Annotated in this window: 19 protein-coding genes; 8 read left to right on the forward strand and 11 right to left on the reverse strand. The window is 47.7% G+C overall.

Going from position 1 to position 25,305, the window contains the following annotated elements; genetic code table 11:
- Positions 1-188 precede the first annotated feature (188 nt).
- Positions 189-704, forward strand: a complete 516-nt coding sequence (locus ACO0K4_RS15895; RefSeq protein WP_422957629.1) for a hypothetical protein — start codon at positions 189-191, stop codon at positions 702-704.
- A 122-nt stretch (positions 705-826) separates the two neighbouring features.
- Here the strand turns inward: ACO0K4_RS15895 and ACO0K4_RS15900 are convergent, their stop codons facing one another.
- Positions 827-1,312: a hypothetical protein gene (locus tag ACO0K4_RS15900; RefSeq protein WP_422957630.1), complete on the reverse strand. Its 486-nt coding sequence runs from the start codon at positions 1,310-1,312 to the stop codon at positions 827-829.
- A 402-nt stretch (positions 1,313-1,714) separates the two neighbouring features.
- Here ACO0K4_RS15900 and ACO0K4_RS15905 point away from each other — a divergent pair, with 402 nt between their 5' ends.
- Both ACO0K4_RS15905 and ACO0K4_RS15910 read left to right on the forward strand, forming a co-directional pair.
- Positions 1,715-2,311 (forward strand): hypothetical protein, encoded by a 597-nt coding sequence (locus ACO0K4_RS15905; RefSeq protein WP_422957631.1) that lies wholly within the window; start codon positions 1,715-1,717, stop codon positions 2,309-2,311.
- Between the two features lie 87 nt (positions 2,312-2,398).
- Entirely contained in the window at positions 2,399-2,653 is a 255-nt protein-coding gene (locus ACO0K4_RS15910) for a TIGR03643 family protein (RefSeq protein ID WP_422957632.1), read from the forward strand.
- Positions 2,654-2,671: 18 nt separating this feature from the next.
- Here the strand turns inward: ACO0K4_RS15910 and ACO0K4_RS15915 are convergent, their stop codons facing one another.
- The 3 genes from ACO0K4_RS15915 to ACO0K4_RS15925 form a co-directional block, all read right to left on the reverse strand.
- Positions 2,672-4,849: a prolyl oligopeptidase family serine peptidase gene (locus tag ACO0K4_RS15915; RefSeq protein WP_422957633.1), complete on the reverse strand. Its 2,178-nt coding sequence runs from the start codon at positions 4,847-4,849 to the stop codon at positions 2,672-2,674.
- Between the two features lie 336 nt (positions 4,850-5,185).
- Positions 5,186-6,109, reverse strand: a complete 924-nt coding sequence (locus ACO0K4_RS15920) for a peptidylprolyl isomerase (RefSeq protein ID WP_422957634.1) — start codon at positions 6,107-6,109, stop codon at positions 5,186-5,188.
- Between the two features lie 226 nt (positions 6,110-6,335).
- Positions 6,336-6,992, reverse strand: a complete 657-nt coding sequence (locus ACO0K4_RS15925; protein WP_422957635.1) for an energy transducer TonB — start codon at positions 6,990-6,992, stop codon at positions 6,336-6,338.
- A gap of 320 nt (positions 6,993-7,312) precedes the next feature.
- Between ACO0K4_RS15925 and ACO0K4_RS15930 the strand changes: the two genes are divergently transcribed.
- Together ACO0K4_RS15930 and ACO0K4_RS15935 are read left to right on the forward strand one after the other, a co-directional pair.
- Complete coding sequence (locus tag ACO0K4_RS15930; RefSeq protein WP_422957636.1) at positions 7,313-7,963, forward strand: response regulator; 651 nt, start codon at positions 7,313-7,315, stop codon at positions 7,961-7,963.
- 2 nt (positions 7,964-7,965) lie between these two features.
- Complete coding sequence (locus ACO0K4_RS15935) at positions 7,966-9,465, forward strand: ATP-binding protein (RefSeq protein WP_422957637.1); 1,500 nt, start codon at positions 7,966-7,968, stop codon at positions 9,463-9,465.
- 78 nt (positions 9,466-9,543) lie between these two features.
- Here the strand turns inward: ACO0K4_RS15935 and ACO0K4_RS15940 are convergent, their stop codons facing one another.
- The 7 genes from ACO0K4_RS15940 to ACO0K4_RS15970 form a co-directional block, all read right to left on the reverse strand.
- Positions 9,544-10,866, reverse strand: a complete 1,323-nt coding sequence (locus tag ACO0K4_RS15940) for a TolC family outer membrane protein (RefSeq protein ID WP_422957638.1) — start codon at positions 10,864-10,866, stop codon at positions 9,544-9,546.
- Between the two features lie 85 nt (positions 10,867-10,951).
- Positions 10,952-11,275: a rhodanese-like domain-containing protein gene (locus tag ACO0K4_RS15945; protein ID WP_422957639.1), complete on the reverse strand. Its 324-nt coding sequence runs from the start codon at positions 11,273-11,275 to the stop codon at positions 10,952-10,954.
- A gap of 18 nt (positions 11,276-11,293) precedes the next feature.
- Positions 11,294-11,944 (reverse strand): protein-L-isoaspartate O-methyltransferase family protein, encoded by a 651-nt coding sequence (locus ACO0K4_RS15950; protein ID WP_422957640.1) that lies wholly within the window; start codon positions 11,942-11,944, stop codon positions 11,294-11,296.
- 137 nt (positions 11,945-12,081) lie between these two features.
- A complete protein-coding gene (locus ACO0K4_RS15955; protein ID WP_422957641.1) occupies positions 12,082-15,240 on the reverse strand; it encodes an efflux RND transporter permease subunit in 3,159 nt (1,052 codons plus the stop codon).
- Positions 15,241-15,243: 3 nt separating this feature from the next.
- Entirely contained in the window at positions 15,244-16,437 is a 1,194-nt protein-coding gene (locus tag ACO0K4_RS15960) for an efflux RND transporter periplasmic adaptor subunit (RefSeq protein WP_422957642.1), read from the reverse strand.
- 162 nt (positions 16,438-16,599) lie between these two features.
- A complete protein-coding gene (locus tag ACO0K4_RS15965; RefSeq protein ID WP_422957643.1) occupies positions 16,600-17,232 on the reverse strand; it encodes a TetR/AcrR family transcriptional regulator in 633 nt (210 codons plus the stop codon).
- A 624-nt stretch (positions 17,233-17,856) separates the two neighbouring features.
- Positions 17,857-18,876 (reverse strand): LacI family DNA-binding transcriptional regulator, encoded by a 1,020-nt coding sequence (locus ACO0K4_RS15970; protein ID WP_422957644.1) that lies wholly within the window; start codon positions 18,874-18,876, stop codon positions 17,857-17,859.
- 725 nt (positions 18,877-19,601) lie between these two features.
- Between ACO0K4_RS15970 and ACO0K4_RS15975 the strand changes: the two genes are divergently transcribed.
- From ACO0K4_RS15975 to ACO0K4_RS15985, 3 genes are all read left to right on the forward strand, one after another.
- Complete coding sequence (locus ACO0K4_RS15975) at positions 19,602-20,855, forward strand: MFS transporter (RefSeq protein ID WP_422957663.1); 1,254 nt, start codon at positions 19,602-19,604, stop codon at positions 20,853-20,855.
- Between the two features lie 127 nt (positions 20,856-20,982).
- Complete coding sequence (locus ACO0K4_RS15980; protein WP_422957645.1) at positions 20,983-22,338, forward strand: GH1 family beta-glucosidase; 1,356 nt, start codon at positions 20,983-20,985, stop codon at positions 22,336-22,338.
- A 316-nt stretch (positions 22,339-22,654) separates the two neighbouring features.
- On the forward strand, positions 22,655-25,078 hold the full coding sequence (locus ACO0K4_RS15985) for a TonB-dependent receptor (RefSeq protein WP_422957646.1): 2,424 nt from the start codon (positions 22,655-22,657) through the stop codon (positions 25,076-25,078).
- Positions 25,079-25,305 lie beyond the last annotated feature (227 nt).

A 25,305-nucleotide genomic window follows, 5' to 3' on the forward strand; every position in this document is an offset into this window, starting at 1 on the left:
CGATAAGGTCCATTACCCTTAAAATATCCATAAAGCAACTAAATATAGTAGTATTCCCAATAACCTATCTGCATGTCGCCTAATGATTTGATATCGGTGCCTACCTATTTTCGAACGGCTAAAACATGCTCCGATCATTACCTGGCATGCTCAGCAGTTTTCCATCTAAATCGTTAGAGAATCCAACTATGTCAATGCATGAAGAAGTCGTCGCTATATTTGTTTCGCCAGAGAAATACGCATATCATATTAATCAGGTAGTGAGCATTAGCACGGATTATTTTAGAGTTCTTCGCAAAAGGTTTTCGATCAAAATGCCTTATGAGATAGAGGAAATACCAATAACTAATTGCACTCAAATAGACTACCAATCTAGGTTATCACCCGTACGTATTTTTTTTGGTATCTTGCTGGTTGCTTTGATGCTTACAATTTTCTATCTGATAGGTGTTTATGGTGCACACCTTGAACAAGGAACATCCATCCGGATTGGTCTTCTGGCACTTGCATTAATAACTGGATTGAAATGGGCTTTTATGTCCCGTCAACATCAAGTGAGTTTTCTGCTTAATGACGGTACTCGCCTTCATTGGTGTTCTCGGTCTGGCGATTTCAAATACAAAGAGCGCGCCGTAAGTAGATTGTTCGAGCATCTCGAAACACGGGGATTGCGAATAAACGGACAACGTCCTAAGTCTATCTAGCTTAATGAAAATAACTCGAAGAGAATATTGCTTGTACGATTTGTCACGAGTTATGAATCTCTTGCTTTAAAAATAAATAGCCTGTCGAGCCAATTACTCTTAAAAAAGTCTATGCACGCACATTAACCAACAGCGCAAACGTTGGTATCAATCGTCGTCGAGCGCGAGAGCATGTCTCTTTCTTTGCTTGTATAGAGGGAATCCTCATAGGACATCAGGAATGCGTGATTACGCATCGATTGATACCAAGGCTCAACTACACTCTCGACAAAATCAAAGATCTTTTTCGCACACATTGTCACAGAGTGTTCATCTTCAGCATATTGAAATACGTTAGTCCGCTCACTGTCTAGCCCAGACCGGTATTGTTCGCCGACCAGGTCGTTTAAGCCAAGGGTATTCCAGGCATCATCCACAATGTGCATTCCCATCGTGATACGAAAAGATGTGTTGGTGGTGGCATGATGGAGGTGAATATATTCCAGATGGGGAAGTGATGTACGAATGAAATACATCGATTTGTTCCTGAGAAACCCTTTCTGCTGAAGGAGTGTGTCCAGTCGGCGCAACACTTTTTCCTTATTATTACGCGATAGCTTTTTATCCATTGTGGTGTTTTAAAAAGTACGTTGATGAAGAAAAAATGGCATTGCTGTCTGTAGCAGTGGTTGTTTCAATCATAAATTGTAAGGATCCATCTTCCAATCGTTATTTATACATTTGCTTACAAATTACAACATTTAGTTGCATTTGAATCTCGTTGCCGCAACGAAAAACCTGAAGAGATAGCGGCACAATCCCATCAGAATAAGGAAATGTATCGCTGGCAGGAATTATTGACATCCAAATTTCTGCAGTAAAGTCAGTCGCAACTAATATTGCCCATCACGAAAAACTCTGTGACTCAACAGAGTCCATACACGATATGACTGATTGAGCATGATCAATCGTGTTGACGTTGTCACGGAAATTACTGCTCTCCCTTAAATCCGGCGCGGTAAAATTGTGAAATGAAAATTACTGTACTTTTCCCTACGCATACCGAGGCCAGCTTGTTTCAACGGGATGGCGTTCATACCATCATCTCTGGTGTTGGACTCACTGCGACGACTATGGCAACGTTGAAAGCGATTCAGTCTGATCAGCCGGACATTCTGATTCTGGCTGGAATTGCCGGCGTCTATGAACACTCGTCGCTCAAACTATTTGATGTAGCGCTGGTCGAGAGTGAGGTGGAAGCGGATTTGGGGTTTTTTACGACAAATGGATTTGTGCATATGGCACACCTGCCAATTGCAATGGAATTTGAACGACGTCATACGCTGCACTGTCCTCACATTCCTGTAGATACACCATTTAAACGAGCGAATAGTTTGTCGTTGAATGCGGCTCTTGCGCCATTTGTTGATACTGGCAACATCGATATAGAGAATATGGAAGGTGCAGCGTTCTTCTATGTTTGTCTGCATGAGAATCAGCGTTTCTTGGAACTGCGTGCTATCTCAAATATCGCAAAAATTGGCGATGACAATTGGGATATGACGACTTCTGTACAAGCACTGACTGATGGACTTCACCAGTTGATCGACAGCTTGCAGGCGACCTGAGTCTCATGCACTCAGTCGTACAAATCAGCACGACAAATTGACCATTTAACTTAGTAAATTTTAGTAGTTTAGCGACCCAACTCAACGATGCCCACAATCAATCTGGAACCGGATGATATCAACAGGATTATCCAAATGGCCTGGGAAGACCGGACTGCGTTCGATGCCATCAAGGCGCAATTTGGCCTGAACGAATCCGAGGTAATCAAACTGATGCGTGGCAATTTAAAACGCTCAAGTTTTGCGCTATGGCGAGCAAGAGTAACGGGGCGAAAAACAAAACATCTTGCCTTACGCCCCGTTGGTATGACGCGCTTTAAGTCTCGCGATCAGAAGGGATAAAAAATTTTGGCTTAGTGATTAAGTTGTATGTGCAAAAATGAAGGAAAAAATATCCGCCATTTTTGCCATGCCATTTTTACGCGACGTCGCAAAATGCCCTGTCTCATAATCGACTCTCAATAAAGCACCGGGGACATTGGTAGAGGCCGCCTGTAAGCGAGCAGCGAATTTACCAATTTGCCATGGCTCAACCCTGAGATCATTTGCACCGGTAATCAATAAGGCAGCGGGATAACGCGTGCCGTCTTTTACCGAATGATAGGCATCCATTTTTTGTAGTGCGTGGAACTCGTCTTCTTTTTTTACGGTACCAAATTCAGCATCATTGCCCGGTCCGTTTGCAGTTAACTCAAATCGCAAAGTATTGAATAACCCAACCTCGCCGATTGCGGCGGCAAACAAATCTGGACGTTCGGTAATCGCTCTGCCGACCATGATGCCGCCAGCAGAAGTACCCCACAAGGCGAGATGTTTTTTCGCTGTCCAGCCCAGCTTGATCAGGTGCTCTGCCGAGTCAATTGCATCACGCCAGGTATTTGGCTTGGTCGCTTTTTTCCCTGCCAGATGCCAGGATTCGCCAAGCTCTCCACCGCCTCGTACATGCGCATAAACGATCACACCACCAGCCTCCAGAAACGCGAGATTACTGGCGCTAAATCCGGGGTCAAGGATGGAGCCATACGATCCGTAGGCGACTATCAATAAAGGATTACGACGGTTTAATTTGATATCCTTCCGATGTAGAATTTCCAGCGGTACCCGCACACCGTCGCGGGTTGGTGCATCAATACGAGTAGTCTTGAACGCAGCGACATCGAAGCTCGGGGGCTTCGCAAAAACAAACTGCTTTGTACTCAAATCAGTGGCATTCACTTTGTAGGTAACACCCGGCCAGGTCAAGTCGTCCATTTGAAACCATGGGCCATCTTCATCTTGCGTGGCAAATACATTCCAGACTGCACCAGATTTCTGCAATTGAACCCGTTCGATTTTTCCATCAAATGAAACCCGTCGCAAGCCGCCCAGACCTTTGGTCAGGTCGTGGACATATATGCCATCGCGGGCAACGTCCATCGTGTCAATTACCCCCTCGCCAGCTGGCAATACGACTGTGCCATTTGTGAAGTTTCCGGTGCTGGCATCCAGCTTGACCAGCTCACCGTTACTCTGACGACCTTTCGCTAAAATATAGACGGTGTCGCCTACTAGTTTTGCACTCATCACGCCTGCGGCACGTCCAGCGATCTTGCGCCACTGCGGCTTGCCACTGATGAGATCCTGCGCTTTAGTGATGTACACCATTGCGATATCATTTCCGTTCAACAGATGTAGTCCGAGTACCCAGTTACTATTCATTGCACCTTTGACCTGCGGAGTGTCATCTTCCATGGGCTCATAATCTGGCCCCTCAGCCTCACGAAGCACCTCGACATCCGTTGATGGTGGCGTACCTAGCTTATGCATCCAGCAACTTGCGCCGCGACCAAAATCCTGGGATCCCAGAACAGCATCGGCCCGTACCCGATAATAAAAAAACCGCGTCCCGTCAGCACTCCATCCAGTACCGCGAGACAAAATGCGGGTGATCTCAACGACGTCACCGCTCATCACGTCTTTGATATAGCTTGTAGTAACTTCTGAGCCTCCGATAGAGATGCCATAAGCAATATGACTGCCTGTATGAGACGGCAACACATAATCTAACGTCGCTGGCGGTTCATCCGCTTTACGTCCGGCCAATGGATCGATCAGGACACGCTCGGCACCATCAGCCTTATCCTTTACAAATACTTTAAATCCCTGCTCTCCCCCAAGCCGCTTATAAATAAATAGACGACCACCTGCGGAAGCAACATATTGCAAAGTGTCTGTCTCGGAGCCGTAGAATTCCAGACGCTTTAATATCGCAGCGCGTTTTGGCAAACCATCGAGAGTTGAACGCGTATATTCGCCTTGCTGACGCAGCCAGGTTTCCCACTCAGCGGTTTTAGGCTGCGCCTCCATCCAGCGATACGGATCTGTCACATCAACACCCCAGTAGCGATCCGTGACAGGATCGACTCTCGCCTTTGGTGGGAGTTTGCTCGGCGTTGCGGGATCTGATGCCAGGACCTTTGCTGAGCTTGCCCATGCAGGTATTACACTCCCTGCGGCAGTAACAGCGATAAATTGACGTCGTGAAATAGCGTTGAACATGAACCAACTCCCTACTTGTGAGAGGCAAGGCGTCCGATTCAGGCACGCCGGCCATTGCGTCGCGACAAACCCCGTTCATAGCGCATGGGGCCGATGAAAGACTAAGCGGCTCTGTCAAAAGCTTAGTTGTCTTTATTATCATTTAATATCATAAAGACCACAAGAAATTCCGCTTTTTTTCTGTGCGATGTATTGCTTGCCTTACGGCAAATGCAGAGACATGAAAAAAGGAGCCGAAGCTCCTTTTCTATTTCGTCTGTTTTTCACTCAATCTCGCGATCTCTTTATCTGACACCTGATTACCTGATCGTTTAAATGAATGAGGAACTGTGAAAATTATTTCTTCTCTGGCTCTGTCGCCTTCACTTCGGCAGAAGCAGCGATAGCAGATGCTGAACTGGCTGCCGGAGTTGATGCTGGTGCAGGTGCGGCAGCTTTTACCATTTCAATTTTTGCTTTGGTGTGAATATCATCCAGCAATTTTTTCAGGCTTTCTTGCTGTACTTGCTGTTTCAAGCCGTCTTTGATCTGCGCCAGAGGCGGGATCACTTTGGCGCGGGAATCTTCTAACAGAATGATGTGATAACCAAACTGTGATTTGACTGGCTCTTGGGAGAATTTACCTTTTTCCAGTTTAGCAACGGCATCGCCAAATTCAGGCACCATACGCTTAGGATCAAACCAGCCCAAATCGCCACCGTTTACTTTTGAACCGGCATCCAGAGATTTTTGTTTCGCAATCGCTTCAAATGCGCTGAGATCTTTTTGCAATTTCGCGATGATCTCTTTGGCATCCGCTTCTTTCTCTACGAGAATATGACGAGCCTTGTATTCATTGCCGCCCAATTTCGTCTTGAGTTTGTCGTATTCTGCGTTGAGTACATCATCAGAAATCACATTGTTTTTCAGATAGTCCTGAATGAACGCATTCGCTAAGATGGATTGCTTGGTTAATTCACTCTGATCCAACACTTCCTGAGATTTATCCAACCCCTTTTTTACCGCTTCCTGTGAAATCAATAACTGCATTGCCAGGTGATCAACGATTTCTTTACGTGCCTCAGGCGTGTCCGGCTGCCCTTGCGCTGCACGTTGCTTCATCATTAAATCCACGCGGCTCTCGCTGATCGCTGTACCGTTGACGGTAGCTGCCGCTGGACCGGTCGCAGCAACCTCTGTTTTATTACAGGCAGTAAGTGCCAGCATAGACATAGCACTTGCCAACAAAATACGCTGAGTCATACGAGATTTGATCGTCATCTTTTCATTCCTTTTCGATAGGTGGGCTTAGGTGTGCAGACATCAGGCAATCTGACAGCGTGATGCAGCAAGCCGCACATATTAGCAGGATTAATTCTCTTGCAATACCCATCATGAAATTTACGATTCAAAAGTCCGTTAATCAAACTTTAAACGGGCCTTTGAATCGAGTGCCGGAATTAGTGGCGCTTAGTTTATGTACATAGCGAATGTCCTTTTAATGCGTTTAGCTACTCAGACTCCACACATACTGTATTTTGGACCAGGACTTTTGTGCTTGTCCGTTGAGACTCGCGGGTTTAAATTTACACAAACTTAAGCCAGCTCTGGCGGCCTGATCCAACTCTTTATATCCACTTGATTGCTCTACACGTGCATCAACGACTCTGCCGTCTATCCCGACGAGTAAGGCCAGAGTAACCGTCCCGGTGTATTCATTGCGTAAGGCATTCCGGGGATACTCAGGTTTTTCACAGGACTTTGCTTCGACAACAGCTCCTATAAACACCGGCACGAGATCCGCCTTCGCTTTTAACATCTCAACCGGGCCAGTACGGTTGCCATCGTCCTGTGGACTGAACTCAGTTCTTTGAACGACGGTAATACTTGGTGCGGGCTCATGGGAAACGATCACATCAGGTGGCACAACGACCGGTATCAGTGGATTCTTCAATACAGGTCGCGGCAACAACTCCTTTGGCTCAGGTAAAGGTTCCGGCTTTGTCGGCTCAACATAGACGAAATCCGGATCGATGCGCGAAAAACCTGCGGGTGGCCTCAATCCATAAAGCAAACCGCCTAAGAGTAGCAAGTGCAATAGGCTCACGACCAAAACACCTGATATTGATGTCGGTTTTTTCTTTCCAGAAATAGAAAATTCCATATATTTTCCCTTTTGTTAAATTTAAATACTTTTTAATAGCAATTAAATTGCCACTTAAAAGCAAATATATAACTCAAAAAAAGAAATATCAACTACTTCGAAGCATATTTTATTCTCAACTTCGAATTAAAATTAATAGAAAATAGCAATAATCTGAATGAATTACTGCCAAAAAGATAATAATCAAGGGGGATTGATGTGAAAAATAGCGATTTCGCCATTGCGAGGCATAACTACCTCGTAAACCTCAAATAGCAATTACATAAAATATACTCAATAGAAGTATAATTTCTACTCCCACAGAGAAAAGTAAAGCATTCATGCAAGATTCCCTTACTACTATTCGCGTCCTGTTTGCGGATGATCATCCGATTGTCATGTCTGGGTTTGCCATGTCCTTACAAGGCGAGCACGTTGATGTAATCGGACAAGTAAAGACTACTCAGGAAGCCATCGAACAATTCAAAGAATTGCTGCCGGATGTATTAATTCTCGATATTCGTTTTGGCGAACAGCTTTCAGGGTTCGATGTCGCCAAACAAATTCTCGACACACACCCTGCGGCAAAAATAATTTTTTTAAGCCAATTTGATCAGGATAGCTTCATCAAAGAAGCGTATCGCCTTGGCGGTAAGGCGTTTGTGACGAAGGATTGCAATCCACAAGACTTAGCGACAGCCATTCGAAAAGCACATTGCGGTGAGTTATATTTTTTACCTGCAATAGCAGAGCGGCTCGCTAATTTGTCTGTGAAAGGTGATGCATCTCCTCAGTCACTTTTAGATGAACGGTCACTAGACATATTTACTCTGATTGCAGAGGGATTTACGAATGCAGAGATTGCTGAAAAATTAGATATCTCTACTAAAACCGTCAGTAATACCAGCCAGATGATCAAAGAAAAATTAGGAATTCACCGACAAGCCGATATGACAAAGCTAGCTCTCAAACATGGCTTGATACAGGCATAAAAATGCTGGAGTATTTGTCTGGACTAATCAGAAAATTCAACACAACGCGACATTGGAGCATACGGCAGCGTCTGCTCTTTATTACGCTTGTGCCAGTGAGCTATCTCTTTTGTATGCTGGTGTGGCATTCATATTGGCTTCACACACAGGAAGTTAAAAATGAAATTGAAGAACGCGGCAATATTGTTACCAAGGTATTGGCAGAAAGTAGTGAATATGCGCTCGCATCGGACAAACTCCCTGATCTGAAGCTATCGTTAGACGGGTTGGTACAATCCGAGAGAGGTATTTGGAGTATTGATATTTTAGATGCCAGCCGAAGAGTTTTACTTCATAGCCAGTCAAAAGAACACAAAATATCCGGCCATCGCACTTTTGATCTTCCCATTAAAAAGCGTCTGACCTGGGTCAACGTGATCCCAAGCGTTGCAGATCCCGCTGCACAAAACGACAATCTGCCATCAACACCAAAAACACAATTAGCGGGATATGTCGTCGTTGTCATGTCCTTTGCCGAACTAGAGGACAAACAACAACATAGATTTGCGGTTGAGTTAGCAGTAGCAGCGCTGGGATTGATCATCAGCGCATGGCTTGCTGTGCATCTATCAAGAACCTTATCAGTCACATTTGCGCAATTCATCGATGCCTGCCGGTCAATCAGAAGTGGTAACTTCTCTGTTGATCTGGCGGTAAAAGATGGCGGTGAAATCGGCGAATTACAAATCTCCATCAAGGAAATGGCGGAAAGCTTGCAGCGCTCTACAACAGAACTGGAGAGCCGCGTTGCAATGCGTACCGTAGAGCTGGAAACCTCCCGCAACGAGGCACTTAAAGCGAACATGGAAAAAAGAAAGCTAATCCAAAAAATTCATGGCATCGTTGAAGAAGAAAGAAAGAGTATCGCATTAGAAGTACATGACGAGCTAAATGCCTCATTGATTGCAGTACGCCTGGAATCACAGCGCATCATCGATTTAAGCAAACAAATGTCACCATCAATCGGGCAAGATACAATTCAACATCATGCACAATCGATCAATAAAATCGCACTCGATTTATACAATAACGGACGTGCATTAGTACGTCGCTTACGACCAGAAGTATTAGACATGCTAGGACTGGAAGGCGCTATTTCAGAAATGGTCTCCAGCTCCCAAAATAACTACCCGAGCTGCGATTTCAGCTATTCATCAGAAGGAAATTTTGACAGCTTAGATAACGCCTCTGCGATGTCAATTTATCGCATCGTTCAGGAAGCCTTATCCAATATCATCAAGCACGCAAATGCCCGACATGTAGAAATCATTCTGCAAAGAGATGCTGTGACCCATGCAGTTCATCTCCGCATTTCCGATGACGGCACAGGTTTTGATCAAGCACTGATAACCTCAGGTCTTGGCCTGATCGGTTTAAGAGAAAGGGTGTTTGCTTTAGATGGCAATATTCAAATTCTGTCTGATACAGACAGTGGTACAACAATTACCATCAGGCTGGGATAGGCTGTAAACAATATGATGGTCCAATAAAAAAGCTCGCTTGCGCGAGCTTTTTTATTGGATTTGAACTTGAACTAAAAATTAACGCTGCAGCAAATCATTAATTTCTGCCAGATCCGATTCTTTTAAAGTACCGGCAGCGGATTTCAAACGCAGGCCATTCATAATCGTGTCATAACGTGCTTTGGCCAAGTTCTGACGTGTTGTGTATAACTGTTGCTGTGCATTCAGCACATCAATATTAATACGCACGCCGACCTGATAACCAAGCTTGTTTGAATCCAGCGCGGATTGAGAAGATATCTCTGCAGCTTCCAGAGCTTTGACTTGTGCCAATCCGCTATTAACGCCGAAATAGGCTTGACGCGCTCCTTGTGCAGCTGTGCGACGTACATTGTCGAGATCGCTTCTGGCTTTATCTTCTAAAGCAATTGACTCACGCACACGGCTGTCTACAGCAAAACCAGAGAACAGAGGAATGCTCCACTGAACACCGATAGTCGTCGGCTTCACAACACCGGTACCGGACAAAGAATTGCCGCCTGTTGAAGTGCGTCCAGTACTGGCAACTAAATCCAGCGTTGGCATATGACCAGCGCGATTTCTTGAGATATCACGTTGTGCGATTTCCAAGGCGACTTGTGAGGCGACTACACCATAGTTCTGCTTCTCTGCAGAGCCTACCCACTCTTCGATACGTTCCGGCTGCGGTGAGCTGAGTTTAACGCCGGGTTTCAGACTGGACAAATCGCTCGCTTCTTTGCCGATGATTTGCTGAAGTGCTGCGCGTTTGATTTGCAAATCACTCTGACCAGCGAATTCCTGGGCAATGATCAAGTCATAACGGGCTTGTGCTTCGTGCGTATCGGTAATTGTCGACGTGCCAACTTCGAAATTGCGTTTTGCTGACGCCAGTTGTTCCGATGTTGCGGACTTTTGAGCCTGCAAAGTGGCGAGTGTGTCCTGCGCAGCCAGTACATCGAAATAAGCCTGACCTACTCTTACGATCAAATCTTGCTGAGCCTGGGCAAATTGCGCATCACTCGCGACGACAGATAATTTACCTTGTTCAAATTGCTGCCAGTTCGCCCAGCGAAACAAGGGCTGCGACAATGCCAATGTATAAGTATTTGTATAGCTAGTACCCTTGCTGTCACGGCCAGCAATATCTGACTCCAAATTACTATTGGTACGCACATCGCTACCGCTCAATGCCACACTTGGCAAAATACCTGCACGGCCTTGTACAGATTTTTCTTTACCTGCTACTTGCGAAGCGCGGGCGCTACTGTATTGCGCATCATTGACTAAGGCATCTTTGTATATTTGCAGCAGATCGCTAGCGCTGGCATTGAGCGTCAGAAAAGCACTGGCAATCAGTGTGGCAATGATGGGATTACGCATGTAACACTCCAGAGAGTAGTAGTTAGTTAAATTTATGTTTGAGCTTGTTACGCTTCAAGCGTTTCGGACATGTCAAACGTCTCAATCAATAAGTCGGCATTGCACTATCGACCGACTGTGCCCAGGCATGCACACCGCCAGTCAGGTTGATTACCTGGGTAAATCCCTGGCGCTCTAAAAAATGAGCGACCTGCATACTGCGTGCTCCGTGATGACAAATGCAGACGATCGTAGAATCAGGATCGAGCTCTTGCTGTCGTCCCGGTATGCTCTGCATCGGCATCAGAACAACACCTGGGATATGACAAGTTTCATACTCCCAAGGTTCCCTGACATCGAGCAAAACCGGAGGATTTTTTGACGTGTCCGCCAGCCAGCTTGCTAACTCAGGTGCCGTTAAATGTTGCATGACAATTTCCGCAATCGTTTAAAAGGTGAAACGTGATACGTGCTCAGACTGCGGCAACGCTGGCACCACGGTTTCAAACAAGGTTGTCGCTTGAAAACTGGCGTCAGATTCACGGCGTATCAGTTGCGCTGCCATGACGGGTGCCTGTCCGGTGACGACAAACAAACGACCACCGATATTGAGCATATCCTGCAATACTTGCGGAACGATTTCGAGAGAGCCGCTGACGACGATGACGTCATATGCCGCACCCTGCTGGGCGGTCAGTCCACTGGCTTGAATAATGCTGACATTCGAGACATCGTTATCACGCAAATTCTTTGTGGCTGTCGCAATCAATTCAGGATTAGTTTCAGTCACGGTCACATGCTTCGCCTGATGCGCCAGCAGTGCTGCCAGATAACCTGTACCGGCACCAATCAGCCAGACAGATTCTGATTTTTTTGACGCGACCTCCTGTACGATCCGCGCCTCCAGTTTAGGGCTTAATGCGAAAGCGCCACCAGCTAAAGGCAACTCGGTATCAAAGAAGGCCAGGCTTTTTTGACTCTCGGGGAAAAAATTTTCGCGCTTGCAAACGATGAGCAGATTCAAGACATCCAGATCCAGGACATTCCATGGACGGATTTGCTGTTCTATCATGTTGAAACGGGATTTTTCGATATTCATGGTATTTACTCTGTCGCAATATAGGTGGGGAATCCGCATTTTATCAAAGCGCAGCCCCCGATTAGAAGAATCCTTGTTTATTAGTTCAAATTGCCAGGTCAAATTACAAGATCAAATTACTAGCGCAAATTACCAGATCAAGAAGTCCATTTGTTTTTAAACCAGACACCCAAATCATCCAGATAGGTGTACATCACAGGAACGACTACCAACGTCAGTAATGACGAGGTAATAATGCCGCCTATCACCGCCTGCCCCATCGGCGCACGCTGCTCCGAACCCTCAGTCAAAGCAAATGCCAGTGGCACCATACCAAACACCATCGCCAGGGTTGTCATCAGAATAGGACGCAGGCGGACATGGGCAGCCTCCAGCAGGGCCTCCATACGTTCCATTCCCTCTTTACGTGCCTGATTCGCAAAATCGACCAGCAAAATTGCGTTCTTGGTGACTAATCCCATCAGCATAATGAATCCGATGATAGAGAACATATTCAAAGTCGAACGGAAGAACATCAGTGCCAAAAATACGCCAATCAAGGTCATAGGCAAGGCCGACATAATCGCGACTGGTTGCAAGAAGCTGGCGAATTGAGATGCCAGGATCATGTAAATGAAGATGACGGCTAACGCCAGGGCAGATAAAGCATAGCCAAAAGACTCCGCCATGTTTTTAGACGCGCCGCCCATCTTGTAACGATAACCGGGGGGCCACTGCATGCTATCCAATACCTTTTTCACTTCGGCGCTTGCCTCACCGGCAGAGCGACCGACTACGTTCGCCGACAACTCCACCTCACGATTAAGATCGCGCCGGTTAATCTGATTTGCCCCGGTAGATGCCTGAATATCCGCCACCTGACGCAGCGCGACCATTTTAGGGGAGCCGTCGGTATTCAACTGCGAACTGCTCAGCATCAATCGTGATAAATCATCCTGGTTGTTTCTGTCATTGGGCGACAAGCGGACTGAGACGTCATAATTTTCATCGTCCGGTGCACGCCACGTCGTTGCCGCCTCACCGGCCAGCAAGGGTCGCAGAGCAGCGCCAATTTGTGCCACGCCAATGCCCAGATCAGCGCCCTGATCCCGCTTGGGACGTACGGAAATTGTCGGCTTTTGGGCTTTCAGGCTGGTATCCAGATCCACAACTCCCGGGATAGCCCGCATACGTCGTTGCGCCTCTTCCGAAAGCGTGGCGAGCTGTCGCAAATCGGTTCCCAGCAAGCTCAGGCGCAATTGTTTATTGTCGCCACCGACACCATCCAAAGCACCGATATGTGTGACCGTGATACCTGCAATTTGAGTCAGGCGATTACGTAAAGGAATCGACATCTGCGAAGTACTGCGCACCCTGTCCTTGCGAGGTACCAGTCTGACGTAGGTGGTCACATAGTTCTTACCCTGTGCTGAGCCGGTGTTGACCGTGCTGTAAGTATCTAATACTTCGGGAAACTCCTTCAATACAGTCTCGACCTGATGCACTTTGGTTTCAGTCAATTCCAGCGAGGATCCTACCGGTGTATAAAAAGTCACACCCGTTTCAGAATAGTCAGCTTGCGGCACAAACTCTGATCCGATCAATCCTGTAGCAGGAATCATCAGACCACCGACAAAAGTCAGCAGAGCAATCATTAAAGTCTTGATCCGGTGTTTAAGCGACCAGCGCAACATGCTCTGATAGCCGCGCGAAAACCATTGCACACCACGCTCAAATTGTTCCAGTACGCGGCCAATCGTATGTGCATAAAACCCTTTTCGCGCTTGCCCCTCATGCCCATGTGCATCGGGATCAGGCCAGATCGACGACAACATAGGATCCAGCGTGAAGGACACAAACATCGAGATCAACACGGCCGCCGTCACCGTAATACCGAACTGATGAAAGAAGCGCCCAATAATCCCGCCCATGAATCCGACTGGTAAAAAAACGGCCACAATCGAGAATGTCGTTGCCAACACGGCGAGTCCAATCTCTGCGGTTCCTTCCAGTGCTGCCGTATGATGATCCTTGAACTTACCATTCACTTTCATGCCGGCATGACGGACGATATTTTCGCGCACCACAATCGCATCATCGATCAGCAAACCAACGCACAGGGACAATGCCATCAGCGTAATCATGTTGATGGTAAAACCGAACATATCCATAAACAGAAAAGTTCCGATCAGAGCCACTGGCAAAGTCAGTCCGGTAATCACGGTGGAACGCCATGAATTCAAAAACAGGAACACAATCAGGATAGTCAGCGCAGCACCTTCGATCAGCGTCCTGCGTACATTTTCAACACCGACACGTATCTGTCGCGAACTATCTTTAATAATCTGTACCTTCACACCCGGATACAAGGCTTTCAGTTGCGGATCCAGATTTTTTAGTGCCTCCGCCAGACCATCGGCGACTTCAATCGTGTTCTGTCCCTGGGCTTTCAAAATATCAAGCGCCAGCGTGCGTTGCCCGTTATACAGAGCCAGACTTTCTTGCTCTTCCTGACCGTCAATAATGGTAGCGACCTGGGATAAAAATACCGGCTGCCCACCACGTTTAGTCACAATAATGCGACCAAAATCCGCTGGGTCTTTGACACGTCCCTGTATCTGGACAATCTTTTCGTTATCTAAAGAACGTATCGCACCGGTTGGCAACTCCTGATTTTCGTTTTTTACTGCGTTGATCACCTGATCGACACCCAGGCCCAGAGCTTCCATCTCATTCGGTTTGATATAAATCTTGATCTCACGTTTGACGCCACCGACTAGCGTGACGGAGCCAACGCCGCGCACATTTTCAAGACGCTTCTTAACGATCTGATCACCGATCGTCGTCAGCTCGCGAAAACCGCGTTTTTTGATCTTGTCATCATTCGTCACCGAAACAGAAAAGATGGGTTTATCTGACGGGTCGTAACGCGTCACACGCGGCTCTTTGACTTCTTTGCGAAATCCCGTTTTGACCAAAGCCACTTTTTCACGCACGTCTTGTGCTGCCTGCGCCGGATCAATGGTCAGATCAAATTCCATGATCACGACCGAGGTACCTTCGTACGAACGTGATGTCAGTGCGCTGATGCCATTGATCGTGTTCACCGCCTCCTCTACCTTGCGGGTGATATCGGATTCGATAGTCTCAGGTGACGCCCCAGGATAGTCGGTCTGAATCACGACAACGGGAAACGTAATATCGGGAAACTGATCGACCCGTAAGCGTTTGTACGAAAACAAGCCCAGCACGACAAACGCCACCATCATCATGGTTGCGAGTACGGGGTTGCCAATACTGATACGAGTGAACCACATGATCTAGCCCTTGCTCGCAGATGCTGGCGTTGCGGTTGGCTCTCCCATTGGAGCTGGTGCTGGTGCTGGTGCGGATGAAGGTGCCGCAAGTTTGACACTCAATCCCGGACGCAGACTACCGAGATTGGCTTTGACAATTTGTGCGCCGCTAGTCAGACCGGATAAGACTTCTGCCGCAGGTCCTGCAACACTGTCACCCTGCAAACCGAGGCTGATACTTTTCTGTTGCAACACATTGTTCTCAATCGAATAAACAAACGCTTTGCCTCCGTCATATTGCACCGCTGTTTGCGGGATCGTGAGGACATGGAATTTTTTATCGAGAGCAAGTTGCGCCTCTGCGAATACGCCCGCTTTCAGGACACCATCCGGATTTGTAACCTGAATATACGACATGATGGAGCGAGAGCCTGATTGGACCGCGGGATTGATGCGCGTCACTTTACCGACAATCGCAGCACTGATACCTTCTACCTTGAGGGCAACTTCCTGGCCTAAGCGAATATTGGCGATGTCCTGACTGGGCACGGCAGCTTCCATTTCAAGTGTGCGTAAATCGACGATATCGAGCAGGCGATTATCCGCCGAAACTTTTTCGCCAGGCTGTACGCTGCGAGTGCTGATAACGCCGGCAATCGGTGCTTTGATCAATGTATCGGCGAGTGCTTTTTGCGCGACGGAGAGTGCACCTTTAGCGGAATCCACATTCGCGGCCGCAATGGCGTACTGGTTAATCGCATTATCAAACGCGTTCTTGGAAATGAAATTTTTATCCAGCAGCGCTTTGTTGTTATCGCGAGTCTGTTTCGCGATTTCCAGTTGCCCCTGCGCTGCCAGCAATGCGCCACGCGCTTGTTCCAGACGTGCGTCGTACTCAGTCGTGTCCATCTTGATCAGCACTTGTCCTGCTTGTACTGCCTCCCCCTCACGAACCAATACTTCTTTCACTTCCGAGGCAAGCCGTGCCTTGACTGCGGACTGATTCATCGCACGCAAGGCGCCGGACAAGGTCAGGTTTTTTTGTATGTCAGCACTACTGACTGTCGTAATGTCGCCAGGTAAAAATTCCAGCACTTGCGGTGTGCTGACGGTAACTGGTGCTTTAGGCGCATCTGAAGATTTCCTCTTCAGCACGACGATCGCAACGATGACAAGCACTACTGCAACGATGATCCAGGTTCCGCGACGCTTCAACATAGAGATCCGATATATAAGTAATTATTTTTTTAAATCTGCGCAGTGGTGCGGCATGACTTAATTTGAACGCTGCGTCTTCAATTACTACTAATTCATACTGATTGATTCTGATTGGCCTTACTACTCTGAACTCTGACGGCAAACTCATAAGTTCATGCGGCCTTATCTGACAAGCAGACCGTGCAAAGCCATATCAAGATAATGTTCCAGATAACTATCCAGATCGTTAGTAGGAATCTGGCACACACTGTAGGAGTGCTTCCACATCATCATCATAATCATCGGCGCAATCAAAATTTTCGCTCCGATTTCCGGATCTATCGCACGCATCTCACCGCTGGCAATACCTCTGCGCAGCATGCCGACGATCATCGCATCGCCCGGAGCAATCACTTCATCATGATAGAACTGCGCCAGATCCGGGAAATTGCTCGCCTCCGCCATCATCAGCTTGCTCAAACCCGATAATTTAGTCTTGCCCATGCGCTCCCACCAGGTCGTCATGAACAAGCGGAACAAATCGGCGGTACTACCGGAAAAAGCCTGTATTAATTCGCCTGCTTCATCGATCAGCGGCAACACATTTTCACGTACGACTGCTTTAAATAATTCTTCTTTGCTGCTGTAATACAAATACAAAGTTCCCTTAGACACGCCCGCAGCCCGCGCAACATCGTCCAGACGCGTCGCAGCGAAGCCACGTTCGACAAATAAGTCGAGAGCGGCAGAGAGTAGTTCTTGAGGGCGAGCATCCTTGCGGCGCTCCCAACGTGGCTTAAATGGGCAGGACATCATAGAAAGAAAATTAACTTACTTTTGAGTCAGTAATATAATCATCTATCCCGACAGCGTCAAGCAAAGCCCGTCCTGCAATCCGCTACGGAGTCTGACTAAGGCCAGGTTCCGGCACAATCAGAATGCGACGAATGAACAAATTGACAGCCTGAAATGCAACAAACTGGCACAAAGCTACACCAGTCCGGAAGCAAAAGCAGGGGGAAATCGGTTTTAAAGCCGATGTGGGCATGGCGACGGAAAGCAAGAAATGCCGCCAAAACAGAAGCAGCGTACACAAACTCACAGAGAATTTCTAAAAACGTCCAAATTGAAAAATCCCCTCAATAGCACTAACGCAAAACCCGAGACCTCTCACCGCAGAGACAAAGAGACACGGAGAAAGTCAGGTGTACAAGAGTAGGCGGCTCTATGAAATATCAATTTTATGATTTTTTGAAATACTCAATACCGAATCCGCAGGCTGGACGCGGCTTTCAAAGGCATTTCAGGCCAGGAGGCGCATCCAGCCTGCGGATTCGTTTTAGGTGTTTTCTAAAAACTCGGTCAACTTAATGCCCCACTAAGCAAGATATTTTGCTTAGTGAGTCATTGCTGTGTCAGTTTTACTTCAGTGCGGGGCAATTAACGAAACCTCCTTGTCGTTTCCCTGACCACCAACTCCAGGGGCGGCAATTCTGTTGTAATTTTCTCGCCATGAATCAGCCCCATTAATGCCACGGTTGCCAGACGCCCCATGTCATATAAGGGCTGATGTATGGTAGTCAAAGGAGGGGTTGTATACAGCGAGCCAGGTAAATCATCGAAGCCGACCAAAGAGATATCATCCGGAACCCGAATACCCCGGCGATACAGGCTCAGGCGCACGCCATAGGCCGTCAGATCATTGGCAGCAAACACTGCGCTAAACTGCTGCTGAGACTCAAACAGGCGATTCATCGCCATTAAGCCGCTCGCCTCGTGAAAATCGCCCTCCACGACCAATTGCGGATCAAAGGCCAGATTTGATTCAGTCAGCGCGCGCCGGTACCCCGCCAGACGATCGGCTGCATCCACATTATTCGAGGGTCCCGCCACGAATGCAATTCTGCGATGACCAAGCTCAATCAGGTGCCGTACAGCGAGATAAGCGCCATGCTCATTGTCTAGCTTGAAGCCAATCGCCGTCTTGCTATTCAGCATGCGCCCTGTCGCTACGATCGGACGCTGATTTGCAAAACGCAGCACATCTTTATCTTCGATACGGCCTGACAGCAAAATAATTCCGTCGACTTTACGCGCCAGCAATAATTTGATCCGGTCGGACTCTTCCTCTGCGTTCCAGTGACCACTCACAATCACGGATGCAAAACCTGTTCCCTTGAGTCCGTCATCAACACCACGCAAAGTCTCATCAAAAAACGGACTGGAAATATCCTGCACAACGATGCCTATCGTCATGGAGCGGCCTTTTTTCAAGCCTTGTGCGAGCTGATTCGGCTCGTAGTGCATTTGTGCGATGGCCGTCTCTACCGCGGTTCTCTTGTCTGCTGACACCTTTGCCGTACCATTTAATATGCGAGATACCGTGCTGGGCGAGACGCCAGCTTCTTTGGCGACATCTAGCAACGTGACCGGTATAGTGGCATTTTCTTCTTTGTTCAATTCTTTCCTCTCGCTTTTGAACATGGTAAGCAACCCATGGCGTACAGCTATATTTTTATATCATCAAAGCACCGACCTCCGCATCAAGCGGAAGCCAGCACCCGCCGCCCCTGCAACAGGAGGCAGAATTAATCACTCAACTGATAAAGCGCTCAAAAACACTGGTCAAGAATAGCATAGGCACATCAGGAACCGACTCGTTTGAGGATGTGTTTGCTGCCGTCATTGAATCAAACAATGTCACGCGGCTTTTCATTTTTTGTATTTTTTTATTTGATACATTTTATTTGAAAACGTTTTCAAAATACAACAATATTTTAAATAACTAATTCTCCTATGAAAAACTGCCTGCTCTAGCCTAATTTCAAGCTAAGTCCTAGGTAAATAATTTACAAAAATTGCTCCAACATGATTGACACAGATAAAATTGAAGTGGTAAATTTCATTTGAAAATGAAAACGATTTCAAAATAAAAATAAGCGGAGACAAGTAATGCAGCCTTACCACGCCATCGGGCATGTGGTCGCGAACTCATCGCGCGCCACCATCATCTTTCCTAACAGCGCGGAACTGAAGCGAGTCGGCTTTGCCATGTCGGTTAATTCTCAGAGCCTTGTCCAATGAACTCTGTGCCTACACCATCAGCCGGCAATACGCTGCACACCACGCCATCCACACGCCCCGGAAAGTCCCCCCTGCTGTGGGTGCCGACCGGTTATTTCACGATGGCGCTGACCTATATGACGCTAACCAGTGTCACTGCAATCATGTTCAAGAATCTAGGTATGGATAACGGCAAAGCAGCAGAATATGCAAGCTATCTAATACTTGCATACACGGTAAAACCTTTATTCGCACCGTTTGTAGAAATGTACCGTACCAAGAAATTTTTTGTACTGTGCTCACAATTAGCCATCGGACTGGGCTTTGCCGGTGTCGCGCTGGCAATGGCATTACCAAACTATATGATGGTGATGATTATTGCCTTCTGGATACTCTCATTCGTCGGTGCTACACAGGATATTGCACAGGATGGCGTGTACGTCACCTCATTGGACAGCAAAACCCAATCACTGTATTGCGGCATTCAAAGTCTGAGCTGGAATATCGGCCCCATCATTGCCACCGGAGGCCTGGTCTATCTGAGCGGATGGCTACATTCTCATTATTTTCACCATGATGCCACCATCTTTGGCTCAGACTGGATTGCATCCTGGCGCATCATATTTTTTATTGTTGCTGCAGTGACGCTTGGCATGGCGATCTGGCATCTGCGCGTCATGCCCGACGGTGCGCGTGCGGACAACGCGCCAGGCTCAATCAAAGCTGCGTGGGAAATTCTCGTCGATTCTTTTAAAACCTTTTTCCAAAAACGGGATGTCTGGCTGATGATCGCCTTTGCCTTTCTGTTCCGTCTAAGCATCGGCTTTCTGGAAAAAATTGGTCCTTTTTTTATGGTGGATCCCATTAACAAAGGCGGGCTTGGTTTATCCAACGAATTACTCGGCATCATCTACGGCACCTATGGGCTGAGCGCCGTCTTATTAGGATCGCTGCTGGGTGGAATTTTTGTCGCCCGACGCGGCTTGCGGCCGACACTGCTCATCCTGTGCTGCGCGGTCAATATCCCCAACATAACATTCCTCCTGATGAGTATCTATCAGCCAGACAATCTGATACTCATTAGTGCAGGTGTCGCCATTGAAAAATTCTTTTTTGGCTTCGGTTCAGTCGGCTTCATGATTTATCTCATGCAGCAACTCGCCCCTGGCAAATACACGACAACCCACTATGCGTTCGGTACGGGTCTGATGGGCTTGTGCATGATGATCACTGGTACTGTCAGCGGTCACTTGCAACAGTTACTTGGCTACGTAAATTACTTCGTATTTGTCATGATTGCGACCATTCCGTCGTTTCTGGTGACCTGGAGAGCCCCTTTCCACCATCAGGATACGGACACAAATATCAGCACATAGCCAAAATACGATAATATTTTTTAACCTTATATGAAATCGTTTTCATATTTTACTAAAAAAAGTAATACGACACCTCTCCCTTTGAAATCCATTTTTATATTTATTTTTGACTGATAAGAATTGAACCATGTCTAAATTCCCGAACAACTTTACCTGGGGTGTTGCAACCAGCGCTTACCAAATTGAAGGTGCGGCAGCAGAAGATGGCCGCGGTCCTTCAATCTGGGACACCTTTACTCATACTCCGGGGAAAATTATCGACGGGTCAACCGGCGATGTCGCCTGTGACCACTACCATCGTTATCAGGAAGACGTAGAACTGATCGCGTCCTTACATGTCAATGCGTACCGATTCTCGGTGTCCTGGTCCAGGGTACAACCGACCGGATCAGGCGGATGGAATGAGGCTGGTTTTCAATTTTATTCCAAATTACTCGATCAACTTGCTGCAAAAAATATCCAGCCACATCTGACGCTGTACCACTGGGATTTACCGCAAGCCCTGCAAGATCAAGGTGGCTGGCTGAACCGCGATACAACACAACATTTTGCTCACTATGCAGCAGAGATAGCACGTCGCTTCGGCGATCGTGTCGCCAGCATCGCCACCCATAATGAGCCATGGTGTACCTCAGTTCTTGGTCATGGCACGGGTCAATTCGCACCCGGTATGGCAGATCCCGTGCTGGCGATTCAGGTGTCTCATCATCTGTTGCTGTCGCATGGCTTGGCATTGCAAGCCATGCGTGCTACCGGCACCAAAACTAAACTTGGTATCGTTTTGAATCAGTGGCCAGTTACCGCCGCCACCGACTCTGCCGAGGATCTCGCCAAAGCCAAACTCGAATACGCGCAATCTGTGCAGTGGTATATGGATCCTATTTTTAAAGGCCATTATCCGGCACTAGCTTTGGCACATCTTGATCAGTCGCTTTTGCTTATTCATGAAAACGATTTCAAAAATATCCGGCAACCACTCGATTTTCTGGGGGTGAATTATTACACCCGTACCTTCATCAGTACCGAACACCCCCCGCGCAAACCCGAGGGCAAATTGGGCTTTAGTGATATGGGATGGGAGACCTATCCCGATGGCTTAACCGATCTGCTGGTTGGTTTGCATCAAGAATATACCTTACCTCCGGTGTACATCACTGAAAACGGTATCGCCGTTGCCGATCAGTTGAATAAGGATAGCGGTGACATCGATGATCAGCAAAGAACCGACTATCTGCGTCGGCACCTTGACGCGTTGCAAGCAGCGATGCAGCAAGGGGTTGATGTCCGCGGCTACTTCTACTGGAGCCTGATGGATAACTTCGAATGGAATTCTGGCTACGCCAAGCGTTTTGGCATGGTCTATGTCGATTATGCGACGCAACAGCGTACCGTCAAAGGAAGCGGCATCTGGTATCGCCAGTTTATCGACTCGCACATGGCATTACATGCCACCCGTGAATATGCACAAAGTAAAACAGCGTAGTCATCTCGGGTAACAGCGCATGGCGATAGCAAAGGATGTAGTACAGCAGCAAGGAGTGCAGTAAGAGGTGAGTAATTAGCAAATATCCGCTCTAAAAAATGGCAGTTAAACGAAAGTGCCAGCAGATTTTTTGCAGGATAAAAAGTAACCAGACTCAAGACAAATTGATCAACTTGGCAATAACAGCGCCACGCACAGCAATGAGAAGTACGGGGCCGTACAAATGGGAGCGAGAGAAGTATGAACACATCATAAAATGTACATCATCCAATCTAACAATAAACCAAACTCCATACGAGATATTAGAGGACGACAAATGAACCACTTTAAAAAAACAACGATTGCACTGAGCCTCGCTCAAATTGCTTTCGTTTCCAGCGGCACAGCAACAGCGCAAACTGCACCTGCAGCCAATAATGAAAAAATCGACAGTATCGTTGTCAGCGCTACACGACGCGACACCATGCTACAAGAAACTCCGATGGCAATTACCGCGTTCACCCAGGAAACGCTGGCAAATAACCAGGTCAAAGATCTGGCCTCACTGGTCGCGATGATTCCCAGTCTCAATGTAGAACAACATGGCGATTCAGGCGGTGTTCACGTCTACATGCGTGGCGTCGGCTCTGCCAACCACACCGAACTAGGTGATCCTGCCGTGGCTTTTTATATGGACGGTATCTACATGCCACGTCCGCAAGCAGCCACTGCATTAATGTACGATCTGAGTCGCGTTGAAGTTGCCCGCGGCCCGCAAGGCACACTGAACGGACGTAATTCAACCGCAGGCGCAGTCAGCCTGGTATCCGGCGCGCCAAGTACTGATAAAGTCTTCGGCTCAGCCAGTATTACGGTTGGAGACTATCGTCACCTGCAAACACAAGCGATGATCAACATTCCTTTCAGCGACAGCGTGGCATTACGCCTCGCTGCGATCAAGGATTCGCATGACGGCTATGTCGATTTTCAGAAAGGTTCTAACGTTTTGCCTGGAGCGGCCAAATACGGTGCAGGCAATCAAGAAGGCGCACGCGCTTCTTTGCTCTGGAAAATCACGCCGGATCTGAAAGCCAGTTTCATTGCTGACTATTACAAAGACACCGGTGCTGGCAATATCTATCTGGCAGTCGAGCCAAGAGCGGGTCAGGCATTGCGTTCTGCCCTGGTAGACACACCAGGAACACTCGATCAATCAATCATGTCGTATAAAGGCAAGATTTCTTACAAGCTGAATGAAGCGACTGAGTTGCAATACATGGGAGGCTTTACCCGCTACCAACGTACCAATGCCAATGATGCCGACGCCGGCTTGTTCCCCGGATTTAAAGCAGAAAACCGTACTGACTGGTCCACATTTGACAGCACTTCACATGAATTCCAATTACGCTCCGATGACAATAGCCCATTCCAATGGTTAGGCGGGGTCTTCCTGTTCAACGAAAAAAATAAAATCCGTTTTGACATTGATCGTAGTCAAATTGCACCGGCCACACTGGCTCAAGACATTGCATCTGGCTCAGTTATTTTTGTACAACCTACCGTAGGTCAATACGCGTCGATGATGTCCTTTATCCAACCGGATCGCCAGCTTAAATCCAAAGCCGTCTTCGGTCAGATCAGTCAGGATTTGAATGACCAGCTGAAGTTAACAGCAGGTGCACGCTACACCAAAGACAGTAAATCCGATGTTGGTGGCCGTAACTGGGCATGTCCTGGCTGGCCTAGCCCAGGTGTTTATGGCACCACGCCATTGCCAAGTGACGCCTATGCATATGCTCAGTTGGTCACACCGGGCGGCGGCCTGGTCAATACCCACAACGTTGGCCCCGGCGGCACCATCAATGCGGCAACGTGTGGCCGTAACTATCAAGGCGAAAATGATGCCTCGCTCGAATATAGCCAGGCAACTTACCTCGCTCGCGGTGAATACAAACTGGCAAAAAATACCCTGTTGTTTGCCTCAGTCACTACCGGTTTCCACTCTCCGGCAATCGGTGATGGTGGTGCCACGACCAAGCCAGAAAAGCTGACTAGCTATGAATTAGGCTTCAAAGCCGATTTGTTCGATCGTCAGCTATCCTTGAATATCGATGCCTTCATGATGAAGTACAAAGACAAACTCGAATCTCAGGTCGTCAATAATGTACTTGCCAACTTCAATGCAGCTGGCGCCACAGTCAAAGGCATAGAAGCAGAATGGGCATGGCGCCCGACCAACGTTGATCGCTTTACAGGCAACGCAACCTACCTAAATGCTGTCTATGACGACTTCATCTCTTGCGACACCGATGCAGCCCGCGCAAACGGACAATCCTGCGGCTCCACCGCACCGAATGTCAATGTTGGCGGCAGCACGATGAAGCATGCGCCGAAGTTTGCCACCACGGTGCAGTATGAACACGACTTCACCCTGGCTGGCGGTATGTTGACACCACGCGCCTCCCTGCACTACGAAAGTATGTCCTTCGTCGGCAGCGGCGCATTTAACAACGAGGTACCAGGCCATCCGGGAGTAAAGAAACAAGAAGCCTACTCGACACTTGACCTGAGCCTGCGTTACGCACCGTACAACAAAGCCTACACACTAGAAGCTTTCGTCACGAATGCTACAGATAAAGCCGTCAAACTGGACGTCTCTGATCTGTGCGGCGATCTGCCATGCCGTCCGGATCAACAACTGTTCGGCGCGTTCTACAACGCACCTCGCACTATGGGCGTTCGTGTTGCTTATAAGTTCTAAGTTTTAAGTTTCTGCACTGAGGTAGCAAGTGCAAAATTGGCAGTAGTCGTAGAAGTGCCGTAGTGCGCTAATGTATGCAGTAGCGCATCGCGGCAAAGCAGTCGTAGTAAAGTAGTAGAACGTGCAGTAAAAATGTTGTAGTAAGTCCGTTGTACCGGAATACAGTTTGAACGCCGTATTCCGCTAGTCATACCCACTCCTTGTGCCGCATTCGTGCGGCACTTTTT

Origin of the sequence: Undibacterium sp. RuTC16W, from assembly GCF_049339445.1 — a bacterium.
GTDB lineage: Bacteria > Pseudomonadota > Gammaproteobacteria > Burkholderiales > Burkholderiaceae_D > Undibacterium.

Coding starts and splice junctions, on each gene's coding strand:
- ACO0K4_RS15895 (WP_422957629.1), top strand. CDS start 189: ATGTCAATGCATGAAGAAGTCGTCGCTATATTTGTTTCGCCAGAGAAA.
- ACO0K4_RS15900 (WP_422957630.1), bottom strand. CDS start 1,312: ATGGATAAAAAGCTATCGCGTAATAATAAGGAAAAAGTGTTGCGCCGA.
- ACO0K4_RS15905 (WP_422957631.1), top strand. CDS start 1,715: ATGAAAATTACTGTACTTTTCCCTACGCATACCGAGGCCAGCTTGTTT.
- ACO0K4_RS15910 (WP_422957632.1), top strand. CDS start 2,399: ATGCCCACAATCAATCTGGAACCGGATGATATCAACAGGATTATCCAA.
- ACO0K4_RS15915 (WP_422957633.1), bottom strand. CDS start 4,849: ATGTTCAACGCTATTTCACGACGTCAATTTATCGCTGTTACTGCCGCA.
- ACO0K4_RS15920 (WP_422957634.1), bottom strand. CDS start 6,109: ATGACGATCAAATCTCGTATGACTCAGCGTATTTTGTTGGCAAGTGCT.
- ACO0K4_RS15925 (WP_422957635.1), bottom strand. CDS start 6,992: ATGGAATTTTCTATTTCTGGAAAGAAAAAACCGACATCAATATCAGGT.
- ACO0K4_RS15930 (WP_422957636.1), top strand. CDS start 7,313: ATGCAAGATTCCCTTACTACTATTCGCGTCCTGTTTGCGGATGATCAT.
- ACO0K4_RS15935 (WP_422957637.1), top strand. CDS start 7,966: ATGCTGGAGTATTTGTCTGGACTAATCAGAAAATTCAACACAACGCGA.
- ACO0K4_RS15940 (WP_422957638.1), bottom strand. CDS start 10,866: ATGCGTAATCCCATCATTGCCACACTGATTGCCAGTGCTTTTCTGACG.
- ACO0K4_RS15945 (WP_422957639.1), bottom strand. CDS start 11,275: ATGCAACATTTAACGGCACCTGAGTTAGCAAGCTGGCTGGCGGACACG.
- ACO0K4_RS15950 (WP_422957640.1), bottom strand. CDS start 11,944: ATGAATATCGAAAAATCCCGTTTCAACATGATAGAACAGCAAATCCGT.
- ACO0K4_RS15955 (WP_422957641.1), bottom strand. CDS start 15,240: ATGTGGTTCACTCGTATCAGTATTGGCAACCCCGTACTCGCAACCATG.
- ACO0K4_RS15960 (WP_422957642.1), bottom strand. CDS start 16,437: ATGTTGAAGCGTCGCGGAACCTGGATCATCGTTGCAGTAGTGCTTGTC.
- ACO0K4_RS15965 (WP_422957643.1), bottom strand. CDS start 17,232: ATGATGTCCTGCCCATTTAAGCCACGTTGGGAGCGCCGCAAGGATGCT.
- ACO0K4_RS15975 (WP_422957663.1), top strand. CDS start 19,602: ATGGCGCTGACCTATATGACGCTAACCAGTGTCACTGCAATCATGTTC.
- ACO0K4_RS15980 (WP_422957645.1), top strand. CDS start 20,983: ATGTCTAAATTCCCGAACAACTTTACCTGGGGTGTTGCAACCAGCGCT.
- ACO0K4_RS15985 (WP_422957646.1), top strand. CDS start 22,655: ATGAACCACTTTAAAAAAACAACGATTGCACTGAGCCTCGCTCAAATT.